Annotated in this window: 12 protein-coding genes; 6 read left to right on the plus strand and 6 right to left on the minus strand. The window is 66.5% G+C overall.

Features of this window, described 5'->3' with window-relative positions; all coding sequences use genetic code 11:
* Positions 1-3: 3 nt before the first annotated feature.
* Positions 4-3,405: an efflux RND transporter permease subunit gene (locus ACN0V4_RS01395; RefSeq protein ID WP_417672720.1), complete on the plus strand. Its 3,402-nt coding sequence runs from the start codon at positions 4-6 to the stop codon at positions 3,403-3,405.
* Here ACN0V4_RS01395 and ACN0V4_RS01400 read toward each other — a convergent pair.
* Together ACN0V4_RS01400 and ACN0V4_RS01405 are read right to left on the minus strand one after the other, a co-directional pair.
* Positions 3,396-3,818 carry an NUDIX hydrolase gene (locus tag ACN0V4_RS01400; protein WP_417672721.1) on the minus strand — a complete coding sequence of 141 codons (423 nt, stop codon included), beginning with the start codon at positions 3,816-3,818 and terminating at the stop codon, positions 3,396-3,398. The genes ACN0V4_RS01395 and ACN0V4_RS01400 overlap by 10 nt on opposite strands.
* Positions 3,819-3,822: 4 nt before the next feature.
* Positions 3,823-4,659, minus strand: a complete 837-nt coding sequence (locus ACN0V4_RS01405) for a protein-disulfide reductase DsbD domain-containing protein (protein WP_417672722.1) — start codon at positions 4,657-4,659, stop codon at positions 3,823-3,825.
* A 175-nt stretch (positions 4,660-4,834) separates the two neighbouring features.
* Between ACN0V4_RS01405 and ACN0V4_RS01410 the strand changes: the two genes are divergently transcribed.
* On the plus strand, positions 4,835-5,392 hold the full coding sequence (locus ACN0V4_RS01410) for a YqgE/AlgH family protein (RefSeq protein ID WP_417673061.1): 558 nt from the start codon (positions 4,835-4,837) through the stop codon (positions 5,390-5,392).
* A gap of 17 nt (positions 5,393-5,409) precedes the next feature.
* Here the strand turns inward: ACN0V4_RS01410 and ACN0V4_RS01415 are convergent, their stop codons facing one another.
* A complete protein-coding gene (locus ACN0V4_RS01415) occupies positions 5,410-6,006 on the minus strand; it encodes a TetR/AcrR family transcriptional regulator (RefSeq protein ID WP_417672723.1) in 597 nt (198 codons plus the stop codon).
* Between the two features lie 220 nt (positions 6,007-6,226).
* Entirely contained in the window at positions 6,227-7,177 is a 951-nt protein-coding gene (locus ACN0V4_RS01420) for an L-threonylcarbamoyladenylate synthase (RefSeq protein WP_417672724.1), read from the minus strand.
* 132 nt (positions 7,178-7,309) lie between these two features.
* On the opposite strand from ACN0V4_RS01420, the gene ACN0V4_RS01425 reads away from it, so the two are divergent.
* The 4 genes from ACN0V4_RS01425 to ACN0V4_RS01440 all read left to right on the plus strand — a co-directional run bounded on the left by ACN0V4_RS01425 (position 7,310) and on the right by ACN0V4_RS01440 (position 11,027).
* The gene (locus tag ACN0V4_RS01425) at positions 7,310-9,025 is read left to right on the plus strand and encodes an acyl-CoA dehydrogenase (RefSeq protein WP_417672725.1); all 1,716 of its coding nucleotides are present in this window, start codon (positions 7,310-7,312) and stop codon (positions 9,023-9,025) included.
* Positions 9,026-9,029: 4 nt separating this feature from the next.
* Positions 9,030-10,076: an MBL fold metallo-hydrolase gene (locus tag ACN0V4_RS01430; RefSeq protein WP_417672726.1), complete on the plus strand. Its 1,047-nt coding sequence runs from the start codon at positions 9,030-9,032 to the stop codon at positions 10,074-10,076.
* Between the two features lie 80 nt (positions 10,077-10,156).
* Positions 10,157-10,291, plus strand: coding sequence for an aa3-type cytochrome c oxidase subunit IV (locus tag ACN0V4_RS01435; protein ID WP_417672727.1), 135 nt, complete (start codon positions 10,157-10,159; stop codon positions 10,289-10,291).
* Between the two features lie 88 nt (positions 10,292-10,379).
* Positions 10,380-11,027 (plus strand): hypothetical protein, encoded by a 648-nt coding sequence (locus tag ACN0V4_RS01440; RefSeq protein WP_417672728.1) that lies wholly within the window; start codon positions 10,380-10,382, stop codon positions 11,025-11,027.
* 3 nt (positions 11,028-11,030) lie between these two features.
* Here the strand turns inward: ACN0V4_RS01440 and ACN0V4_RS01445 are convergent, their stop codons facing one another.
* Entirely contained in the window at positions 11,031-11,405 is a 375-nt protein-coding gene (locus tag ACN0V4_RS01445; protein WP_417672729.1) for an AzlD domain-containing protein, read from the minus strand.
* Entirely contained in the window at positions 11,402-12,118 is a 717-nt protein-coding gene (locus ACN0V4_RS01450; RefSeq protein WP_417672730.1) for an AzlC family ABC transporter permease, read from the minus strand. Before ACN0V4_RS01450 ends, ACN0V4_RS01445 begins: the two co-directional genes overlap by 4 nt.
* Positions 12,119-12,166 lie beyond the last annotated feature (48 nt).

Below are 12,166 nucleotides of genomic sequence, written 5' to 3' on the forward strand. Positions count from 1 at the left end.
GCCATGATCCGCGATCTTTCCGACCGCGCCGGTGGCATCCTCAGCTATTTCACTCGTCACCGAACGGCGGCGAACCTGCTGCTGATGATCCTCCTGGTGCTGGGCGCGGCCGCGATCCCCAACATGCGGGCGCAGTTCTTTCCCGATGTGGTGGTCAATACCGTCACCGTGAAGGTGGTCTGGGACGGCGCCGGGCCGGAGGATGTGGACAGCGCCATCGTGCAGGTGCTGGAGCCCGCCGTGATGGTGGTCGACGGGGTGGAAAGCACCGCCTCTGTCTCCAGCGAGGGGAAGGCGACCATCACGCTTGAATTCGAGCCGGGCTGGGATATGGCCCGGGCCGAGGATGACGTGCAGGCGGCGGTCGATGCCGTCACCACCCTGCCCGAAGAGGCCGAGGACCCGCTGGTGCGCCGTGGCGTCTGGCGTGACCGGGTGACCGATGTGGTGATCGCCGGTCCGGTGGCGCCGGAGCAGCTTGGCCAATTCGCCGACGAACTGGTGACGCGGCTGTTCGAGGTCGGGGTGACCCGCACCACCATCCGCGGGGTGGCCGCTCCCGAGACGATCGTCGAGGTGCCATCGCGATCGCTGATCGAACATGACGTGACGATGGCGGAAATCGCCGCCGTGATCGCGGCCGAGGTCTCGACCAACCCGGCCGGCGATGTCACCGGCGCCAATGCCCGCGTGCGCACCGGCACCGAGAAGCGCAGCGCCGAGCAGTTGGCCAGTGTCGTGCTCAGGTCGAACGACGATGGCTCGAAGTTGACGATTGGCGATGTTGCCCAAATCCGGGTCCAGGGCACCGACCGCGCCCGCGCCTATTTCGTGGGGGATCATTCGGCGATGTCGATCCGGGTTGATCGCTCGGACGCCGGTGATGCCATCAAGATCCAGCATCAGGTCGAGGATGTGGTCGCCAAGATGCAGCTCAGCCTGCCCAAGGGGGTGAGCGCGCAGCTCATCCGCACCCGGGCCGAGGCGATCACCGACCGGCTGGATATCCTGGTCGACAACGGGCTGATGGGGCTGGTGCTGGTGGTGGTGCTGCTGTTCCTGTTCCTGAACGCGCGCACCGCCTTCTGGGTGGCCGCCGGCATCCCGGCGTCGATGTTCGCGGCGATCGCGCTGATGTACACCTTCGGCATCACCATCAACATGATCAGCCTGTTCGGCCTGATCATCACGCTCGGCATCGTGGTGGATGATGCCATCGTGGTGGGGGAACACGCCGATTTCCGCGCCCGCCATCTGAAGGAACATCCGGTGCAGGCGGCCGAGAATGCCGCGCGTCACATGGCGATGCCGGTCTTCGCCTCGACCGCGACGACGGTGATCGCCTTCTTCGGGTTGGAGGCGATCGGCGGCCGCTTCGGCGACATGATCAAGGACATCCCCTTTACCGTGATCGTGGTGCTGCTGGCCTCGCTGGTCGAATGCTTCCTGATCCTGCCCAATCACATGAGCCACGCGCTGGCGCATTCCGAGAAAGAACATTGGTATGACATCCCCAGTCGCGTGGTGAACCGCGGCTTTCGCTGGCTGCGCGATCACCTGTTCCGCCAGTTCATCGCGCTGGTGGTGCGCGGCCGCTATGTCGTGCTTGCCGGCGCCGTGCTGCTGCTGGCGAGCCAGGCGGCGCTGTTCCTGCGTGGCGAGGTCAAGTGGCGGTTTTTCAACGCGCCGGAACAGGGATCGGTCACCGGCAACTTCATCATGTCCGAAGGCGCCAGCCGGGCCGATACGCTGGCGATGATGCAGGAGCTGCAGCGCGCCACCGAAGCGGTCAGCAAGGACTATGAAGCGCGCTATGGTGTCAATCCGCTGAAGTTCGTCATGGCCGAGATCGGCGGCAGCGCCGGCCGGGCGCCCGAGGGGGCCGATACCAAGGACACCGATCTGCTGGGCGGCATCAGCATCGAACTGATCGACGCCGATCTGCGCCCCTATTCCAGCTTCGCCTTCGTCGCAGATCTGCAGGACGCGGTGCGCCGCCATCCGATGACCGAACTGCTCAGCTTCCGCGGCTGGCGGTCGGGGCCGGGGGGCGATGCGCTCGACGTGCAGTTCTATGGTGCCGATGTCGATACGCTGAAGGCGGCGAGCCAGGATCTGCAGGCCGCCGTGCTGCGCTATCCCGAGGTGTCGGCGGTCGAGGACAACCTTGCCTATGACAAGGAGGAGCTGGTTCTCGATCTCACCGCGCAGGGGCAGGCGCTGGGCTTCACCATGGAGGGGCTGAGCAGCGTCCTGCGCCACCGGCTGAACGGGATCGAGGCCGCGACCTATCCCGACGGGCCACGCAGTGCCACCATCCAGGTCGAACTGCCCGATGCCGAGCTGAGCGCCGATTTCCTGGACCGCATGCAGATGCGCACGCCGACGGGCGCCTATGTGCCGCTTTCCGACATCGTGACGGTCAAGCAGCGCACCGGCTTTTCCACCGTGCGGCGCGAGAACGGGCTCAGGGTGATCAGCGTGACCGGCGACATCTCGGAAGACGATCCGGCGCGGGCGGCCGAGATCCAGCGCGCCTTGCGCGACGAGATCCTGCCGAAGATCGCCGAAGAGCGGCAGGTGGAATGGCGGCTGTCCGGGCTGAGCGAGCAGGAGAACGAGTTTCTCAGCGATGCCGGCTCGGGGCTGATCCTCTGCCTGACGGGGATCTATCTGGTGCTGGCCTGGATCTTCGCAAGCTGGACGCGGCCGCTGGTGGTGATGGCGGTGATCCCCTTCGGCATGGTGGGGGCGATCTGGGGCCATTACCTTTGGGGTGTGCCGATGGCGATGTTCACGGTGGTCGGGCTGCTGGGCATGACCGGGATCATCATCAACGATTCCATCGTCCTGGTGTCGACCATCGACGAATATGCCCGTGACCGCGGGCTGATTCCCTCGATCATCGACGGCACTGCCGACCGGCTGCGGCCGGTACTGCTGACCACGCTGACCACGGTGCTGGGCATGGCGCCGCTGCTTTACGAATCCTCGCAGCAGGCGCAGTTTCTCAAGCCGACGGTGATCACCCTGGTCTACGGGCTGGGCTTCGGCATGGTGCTGGTGCTGCTGGTGGTGCCAGCGCTGATGGCGATCCAGCAGGATATCTCCCGTCCGCTGACGGCGCTGCGCCGTTCGGTCTTCAGCCCGAACCGGGCGGTGAAGGGGGCGGTGGCCGGCACCGCGGCGGCGATGGCGCTCTGGTTGGCGGCGACCATGGGCTGGGTGCTGGTCGAGGGGGCGCTGCCCGGGCCGCTGGCGCGCGCCCTGCCGCGGCTCGGGGCCGCGGATCCGATGCTGGGGGCGTTGCTGGTCTTCGTGGTTGGGGCGCTGGTGATTCTGGGGCTGGCCAATCTGGTGGCGGGGCTCGCCTATGGGCGCGCTGCGCGCCGGGCTCAGCCCTGACGGAGGATCGCCAGCTCCATCACCTCGGCGACCTGGGCGGACATCTCCAGTTCGCCGGCGCGCACCTGATCGCAGGGGAACCAGGCGGCTTCCGACACGTCGTCGGCAGCCTCTAGCTTGCCATCGGCCTCGACACAGAGGACGGCGGCCAGGAGGAAATGCACCAGCACGCGGCCCTCGGCATCCTTGCGGATCACGTCGATGCAGGTCAGATAATCGACCGCCCGCGCTGACAGGCCGGTTTCTTCCAGAAGCTCACGCCGTGCGGCCTCCAGCGCCGTTTCGCCCGCTTCGACATGGCCGCCGGGAAAGCCCCAGAGCCCGGCGTCGGGGGTTTTCTTGCGTCGGGCGAGCAGCACCTGGCCGTCGCGCACAACCACGGCGATGGCGCCAAGCTTGGGGGTTGCCTGCATCGCCTCAGCCCGCGTCACAGCCGCGGATGTCGACCGAATGCTTGGCCCCGAGCACGGTGATCCGCAGCGTCGAGCGGTTCAGCGCGAAGGCGCCGCCGCTGTCGCTCATCAATTCACTCGAGGCGATCAGCGTATCGCCCTGGCGGTGGGTCTCGGTCTCGGTCGCCCAGATGCCGGGGGCGCCGGATTCGATCACCGCGATCTCGGTTCCGCCGGCCGAGGGCATGGTGATCCGCGCCTCGACCTTCAGCCCGTCGCTGCCGGGCGACAACCGGCAGGTGGCGGCCTGAACCCCCGCCTCCCGGGCGGAATAGGGCCGTGCGGCCAGCGCCGCGGCGATCGCCGGGTTGCGGCCCGCCTTGGCGTCGATCTGATGGTCGAAGTCCAGCGCCCCGGGGATGCAGACATCGCTGCACAGGCCGAATTCCATGGTGCCTTTCAACCGCACCGGCTGGTCGGGTTTCGCCGGGGTCACCTCGACCGGCAAGACGAGCTGATGCGTGTAGCCAATGGTTCTGAGCCCGTTGGCCTCGAAGACCTCCGGTGCCGGCCAGGTGATCTCGACATCGCCCAGGTTGCGCGACCCCTTCCAGTCGAAGCTGGGCGGAATGCCTGCCTCGCCGGGGGCGCGCCAATAGGTCTTCCAGCCATCCGACAGCGTTAGCCGCAGCGCCGCCAGATAGGTGCCGCGTTTGGTCGGCCCGCCGTCAAGAACCTCGATCCGGACCAGATCGTTCAACGAGGCGGCCTCGGCCGCCGCCGCCGGAGGGGTGACGCTGGCGAGCAGAGCGACAAGACAGGCGGTACAGGCCGCCGGCAGAAGGAGTGCACGTTGGAACATACCTGCTAAATGGCCTGCGCCGCCGCGAATTCCAAGCCGGGCCGGCTCACTATCTTGCGATTCCCGCGGCGTTTTCGCCCTGGTCACGAAGCTGTGACGCAGTGGACTTGCGCCGGCCCGGTCGGCGCGCCATGTTATTGTGGCAAGGATTTGATCATCTATGGATCGCACCGCGATGAACCTGACCGGTAAACTTCTGATCGCCATGCCCGGAATGGGCGACCCGCGATTTGATCGGTCCGTGGTCTTTATGTGCAGCCACGGCGAAGAGGGGGCGATGGGGCTGATCATCAACAAGCTCGCTCCCGACCTCATGCTGGCCGACCTGCTGGAGCAGCTCAAGATCACCGCCGAGACGCCGGGGTGTGGCCGGATGCCGGTGCATTTCGGCGGCCCGGTGGAAACCGCGCGTGGCTTTGTGCTGCATTCGTCCGATTATCAATCCAACCTGCATTCGATGAAGATCTCGGATGATTTCCGGATGACCGCGACGATGGACGTGCTTGAGGATATCGCGGGTGGAGAGGGACCGCGCCGGGCGCTTTTGATGTTGGGCTATGCCGGCTGGGGGGCCGGTCAGTTGGAAAATGAGATCGCGCTGAACGCCTGGTTGACGACCGAGGCCGATCCGGCGCTGGTTTTCGATCTGGCCGATGCTGCCAAATGGGGCGGTGCTCTGCGCACGCTGGGGGTCGATCCACTGACGCTGTCGGCCAGTGCCGGTCGGGCCTGATCCCGCGGCGGCCTGCCTCAGTTGATTCGTTCTGGCCAGGGCAGATGCGCCAGGGCCAGGGCGCCATCGCGTGCCGTCTGCAGGATCGCGTTCGAGGTGGCCGGATCGGGTTCGGTCCGGGACAGTTGCATGCTGCCCATCATCATCGCGAAGATCGCCCGGCCGCGCGCCAGCCGGTCGCACTCGCCTCCGCCGGGGGGCAGGTGGTCCGAGATCAGACGCGCCGTGGCGCTGACGGCTGCAGCAAAGCGGCTCTGGGTCGTCGGGGCTTCGCGGGCGATCTCGGGGGCGAGGCTCGCCGCGGCACAGCCAAGCCCCGGATGATCGCGCAGATGCGGATCGAGATAGGCGCGGATCAGCCCGGTCAGCCCGCCCTCCGTGGCGGCGCGGCTGAGCAGGCCGGATATTTCATCCAGCGCGGTGTCCAGGGCCTCGATGACCAGCGCGTCGCGGGCGGGGAAATGGGCGTAAAAGCCGCCGTGAGTCAGCCCGGCATCGGTCATCAGCGATCGCAACCCGACAGCGGCCAGCCCGTCTTGTCGAAATCGCCGCGCCGCATGGATCAGGATGTTCCGTTTGGTTTCCTCTTTGTGGCTCTTGCTGTAGCGCGCCATCGCGCTCGCCCCCCTCTCGTTCCAGCTGTTGTCACGGTGCCGCCGTCTCTTCCGTTCGGGACCGGGGCGCTGCGCCCGGCGCGCCTGGAAACCGACTCTGTGTGACATGAAGGCTCAGGTCCAGCCCGTGATCCGGCTCGAGGTCTGGAAATATGCGATTTTCTTGATCTGACCCCGGGGCAGCGTCCATCTCGCGGCAGCTTGCCCCGGAACGGGTCACTCAGGACTCGCGCGGCGCGGCGGCGCGACGCAGCCGGTCATTGATTGCGGCGCCGAGTCCCCGGTCCGGCACCGGCGCCACCGCGATCGGGGCGCCACGGGCATCGAGCGCGTGCAAATAGCCGAAGAGATTAGCGGCCGCTTCGGCCAGATCGCCGGAGGGCGACAGGTTCAGCTCACCGTCGCGGGGGCCGAAGCCGAGGAACAGCTCGCCGGGTTCCGGCGTCTCGGCGTTCAGCCGCACGCTGGCCCTCGGCGCGTAATGCGACCGGAGCTGTCCTGGGGCGTTGATCGCCGCCTCGCCTGACCGGCGGGGCAGCGGGGCGCCCAGCAGCGCCTCGATCGCCTCGGCCGCGACGCCGCCGGGGCGCAGCAGCACCGGCGCGCCGACCAGCCCGAGGATGGTGGATTCCACCCCCACCGGGCAAGGGCCGTCATCGACCACCGCGGCGATCCTGCCCGCAAGGCCGGCCAGCACGTGATCGGCCGTCGTCGGGCTGATCCGCCCCGAGGGGTTGGCCGAGGGCGCAGCCACCGGCCCGCCGAAGGCGCGCAGCAACCGCTGGGCGGTCGGATGCGCCGGCACCCTTACTCCGAGCGTATCGAGACCGGCGGTGGTCAGTTCGGAAATTCCGTGGCCGGGCTTTAACGGCAGCACCAGCGTCAGCGGCCCGGGCCAGAAGGCCGTCGCCAGCCGCTCGGCCAGATCGGACCATTCGACATAGGCCTGTGCGGTCTCGGCATCGGGAAAATGCGCGATCAGCGGGTTGAAGCTGGGCCGGCCCTTGGCGGCATAGATGCCCGCCACCGCCTGGCCGTTGCAGGCATCCGCGCCCAGCCCATAGACGGTCTCGGTCGGGAAGGCGACCAGTTCGCCGGCGCGCAGCAGCGCCGCCGCGCGCTCCAGATCGTCGGCACTCGGGGTCAGGCGCAGGGTTTCTTTTTCAGGCATGGCTATGACGCCGCGTTTCGGTTGCTTGCAAGTGGGGGGTGGTTAGGTATCTTCGCAGGTTGAGCCATAGCGGTGCCGCCGGTGGAAGCCAAGCCCGCCAAGCCAAGGCCCCGCGCAGACAAGAGGACGCAAATGCCTTACCGTGCGCCTGTTTCAGACTATGAATTTCTTCTTCGCAATGTGATTGGATACGACCAGATCGCCGCGACCGATCTGTTCTCGGAAGCCGATAACGATGTGGTGACCGCGATCCTGTCGGAAGCCGGCAAGATGTGCGAGGAGGTGATGGCGCCGGTCAATCGCAATGGCGATCTCTATCCGGCCAAGCTGGAAAACGGCGTGGTGCGCACCAGCCCCGGCTTTTCCGACGGCTTCAAGGCGATCGCCGAGGGCGGCTGGATCGGCATGAGCGCGCCGCAGGAGTTCGGCGGCATGGGGCTGCCGATGACCCTGACCACCAGCGTCAACGAGATGATGAGCGCCGCCTGCCTGGCGTTGCAACTCGCCCCGCTGATGAGCCAGGGCCAGATCGAGGCGCTGGCGCATCACGGCTCCGACGCGATCAAGGAGCTGTATCTGCCGAAGCTGATCAGCGGCGAATGGTCGGGCACCATGAACCTGACCGAACCGCAGGCTGGCTCGGATGTCGGTGCGTTGACCTCCAAGGCGGTGCCGAACGGTGATGGCTCCTTCGCGATCTCGGGGCAGAAGATCTTCATCTCCTGGGGTGACAACGACATCACCGAGAACATCTGCCACCTGGTGCTGGCGCGGCTGCCTGACGGGGTGCCGGGCACCAAGGGGATTTCGCTGTTCCTGGTGCCGAAGTTCCTGCCGGACGAAAACGGAAATCCCGGCAAGGCCAACAGCCTGAAGGTGGTCAGCCTGGAACACAAGATGGGCCTGCACGGCTCGCCCACCTGCGTGATGCATTACGATGGTGCCACCGGCTGGCTGGTCGGCCCCGAGCATGGCGGCATGGCGGCGATGTTCACCATGATGAACAACGCTCGTCTCGGCGTCGGCGGTCAGGGCGTTGGCGCGGCGGAAGGCGCCTATCAGCATGCGGTGGCCTATGCGCTGGCGCGCAAGCAGGGCAAGACCCCGGTCGAAGGCTCGGGCATGATCGTTGATCACGCCGATGTTCGCCGGATGCTTCTCGAGATGAAGGCCGAGGTCTTCGCCGCCCGCGCCATCCTGCTGTCCTGTGCGGTGGCCATCGACATGCAAACCGCCACGGCCGAGCCCGAGTGGGCCGCCCGCGCCGCGCTGTTGACGCCGATCGCCAAGGCCTTTGGCACCGATACCGGCATCTCCGTCTCCCAGACCGGGGTGCAGGTGCACGGCGGCATGGGCTTCATCGAGGAAACCGGCGCCGCGCAATATTACCGCGACGTCCGCGTCACCGCGATCTACGAGGGCACCAACGGCATTCAGGCGATGGACCTTGTCGCCCGCAAGATGATGGACGGGGGCGAGGCCGCCTTCCGCCTGCTGGACGAAATCCAGGATCAGGCCGAACGGGCACGCGGCACCAAGCCGGCGCTGGCCGAGGCCGTCTGGCAATCGGCCGAGACACTGCGCGAAACCACTGAATGGCTGGTGGCGCAGAAGGACATGAACACCCGCTTCGCCGGTGCCGTGCCCTATCTCAAGGGCTTTGCCCGGGTGCTGGGCGGCCATTACCACCTGGTCGCCGCCCTGGCCGAACCGGAGGGTCCGCGCGCCAAGCTGGCCGAGTTCTATATCCAGCGCATGCTGCCGGAACACGCCGCCCTGCTGACCCATGCCCAGGCGGGGGCGGAAGGTCTCTATGCGCTGAGCGTCGAAGACTTCGAGCGGGGCTGAGGCGATGGACGCGCAGCCGCCGCGCACCTTGAGCTTCCCCTGGGACAACCCGCCCGAGACGGGCGAGGCGATCGAGGTCGCCGAAGGGGTGCTCTGGCTGCGGCTGCCGCTGCCGATGAAGCTCGATCACGTCAATGTCTATGCGCTGGATGACGGCGACGGCTGGACGCTGGTCGACACCGGGTTCGACACCCGCAAGACTCGCGACATCTGGGCCGGCCTTCTGGCCGGTCCGCTCAAGGGCAAGCCGGTGCGGCGGGTGGTGGCGACCCATCACCACCCTGATCACATCGGCCTTGCCGGCTGGTTCCAGACCGACTTCGGCGCCGAACTGGTGACCTCGCGCACCTCCTGGCTGTTCGCGCGCATGCTGACGCTCGACGTGCAGGAGGTCATGCCGCCGGAGACCGAGGCCTATTATCGCAGCGCCGGCATGGATCCCGAGCTGCTGGCGCAGCGCAAGGCGGAACGGCCCTTCAACTTCGCCAATGTGGTGGCGCCGCTGCCGCTGGGCTATACCCGGGTAAAGGAAGGTGACACCATTCGCATGGGCGGGCGGCGCTGGGCGGTCCATATGGGCGATGGCCACGCGCCGGAACATGCGACCTTCTGGAGCCTCGACGACGATCTGGTGCTGACCGGCGATCAGATCCTGTCGTCAATCAGCCCCAATATCGGGGTTCACGCGACGGAACCCCTGGCCGATCCGCTGGCCGAATGGCTGGCCGCCTGCGAACACCTGTCGGTGCTGGCCCGACCCGGGCAACTGGCGCTTGGCGGCCACAAGATGCCCTTCGTCGGATTGCCGCTCAGGATGGCGCAACTGATTCAGAATCACCACAGCGCGCTGAAGCGGCTGCTGAAGCATCTGGAGCAACCGCATAGCGCCGCCGAGTGTTTCCCGCCGCTGTTCAAACGCACCATCGGCCCTGGCGAATACGGGCTGGCGCTGGTCGAGGCGGTCTCGCACGTCAATCATCTCTACCTTTCCGGCCAGGTGAGCCGCAGCCGGCGAGACGATGGCGCCTGGGTCTATCAAGCGCTTGTCTGAGGTCGGAAACGGGTGACAGATGGAGCCGAATTCGGTATTCATGTGGCAACCGATGACTTTCTGATAGGATGGATTTTCCCATGGCTGACTTCAAGCATGGCGCGATGAACATCACCGAACAGACCAAAACCTACGAGGGTTTCATCAAGTTCGTGACTTGGGCCGTCGTCTTCCTGGCGGTTCTGGCGGTTTTCATGGCGGTGTTCCTGACCTGATCCGCCGCACCTGACTGATCCGATGTCCCGATCCGTCATCGGATCGGGATGATTTTTGTTTTCGCAATTTCAGGAGCCCGGATTTCCCGTGTTTCGTGCTGCCCTTCTCTCCGTCACGCTGCTGGCGGTTGCCGGCTGTGTTGCCCATAAGCGCCCCTATGCCGATGATGCCACCGTTGCCGCTGTCTCTTATCGGGACGAGGGGCCGAAGACGCTGACGCTCTACACGATGGTGAACAATCGCACCGGCGCGGGTGGCCACAGTTCGTTGATGATCAACGCCTCGGAGCGGGTGATCTTCGATCCGGCGGGATCCTTCTATGCCGATGTGGTGCCCGAGCGGAACGATGTGCTGTTCGGCATCACCCCAGCGGTGGAACGCGCCTATCGCTCCTCGCATGCGCGCAGCACTCACCATGTGGTGGTCCAGACCATCGAGGTCAGCCCGATGCAGGCCGAAATCGCCTTTCGTCTGGCGCTGAAGGCCGGGCCGGTGTCGCAGGCCTTCTGCGCCAACGCGACCTCGAGCCTGCTGCAGCAGATCCCGGGGTTCGAGGGGATTCGGACCACCTTCTATCCGACCAAGCTGGAGCAGCAGTTCGGCCAGCTTCCAGGGGTGAAGACGGAAGAGCTTTATGAGAACGACAGTGGCGATCTGCAGGCGGGGCTGGCGAAGAACAACGCCCTGCTGACCGCAGAGGCCAAGGCCGGGACGCTGGTGCCGGCGGCGGAATAGGCCTCAGCCCAGCAGATAGAGCAGCGCATAGAGCGTTGCTGCCCCCACGAAGATCGCGATCAGCACGTTGCGGGTGGACCAGCCGACCACGATGGTGATCGCTGCCGCCGCCAGCCGCGCCAGATCCGGTTGCCCGCCGGTTGCCGGCGGCCAGACCACCAGCGGCGCGACCAGCGCCGGCAGCACTGCCACGGCGGTATAGCGCAGGTGGCGCAGCAGCCATTCCGGCAGCGGCCGGTCGCCGATGAACCCGATGAAGACGAACCGCAGCAGGAAGCTGCCGATCGCCAGGGCGATGGTCACCGACCAGATGGTGAGCGGCGCGATCCCGGTGGTCGCAGTCTCGGCCGCGATCTGGGCGGTCTGATCCAGGCTCATGCCCACAGCCCCCGGCGGCGCAGCATCAGCTCGGTCCGGGCGCCAGCCACCATCGCGGTGACACCGGCGACGATCAGCCCCAGGTTATAGGGCAGGCCCGCGGCCAAGAGCGCGATGGCGATCGACACGCCGGCGGCCACCAGATGCGCCGGGGTGCGCAGCATCGGCGTGACCATGGCGAGAAAGGCGATCGGCATCGCAAAATCCAGTGCGAAGCTGTCCGGAATGCGCCCACCCACCTGCGCGCCGAGCAGCGTCATCAGGTTCCAGGCCACCGCCACCGGGGCGACCGAACCGAAGAAATAGCCCATCCGCTGCGGCACCGTCAGCTTCGGTTCGGTCTCGAACTTGACGATGGAGAGCGCATAGGACTGATCCACCATCAGATAGGCGGCGAGCGCCCGCTGCCACAGCGGGGCCGCCCCCATGAACGGGGTGAGCGAGGCCGAATACATCGCCATCCTGAGGTTCACCGCCAGCGCCGAGGCGATGACGATCAGCGTGGGGGTGTCGACCTTCATCAGTTGCAGCGCGGTGAATTGCGCCGCCCCGGCAAAGACCGTCGCGGTCAGCGTCATGGTCTCGACCAGCTTCAGCCCGGCCTCGGCGGCGAGCACGCCGAACAGCAGGCCGAAGGGGCCCGAGACGAAGATGAAGGGCGTGCCATCACGAAAACCCTTCCAGAAATATGCGGTTGCGGCGGGGGATGACATGAGCGGTCCTTGCGTTATGGTTCCGGCCTACAGACGATTGGCGAGCGA

Source organism: Pseudodonghicola sp., assembly GCF_048268305.1.
Classification (GTDB): domain Bacteria; phylum Pseudomonadota; class Alphaproteobacteria; order Rhodobacterales; family Rhodobacteraceae; genus Pseudodonghicola.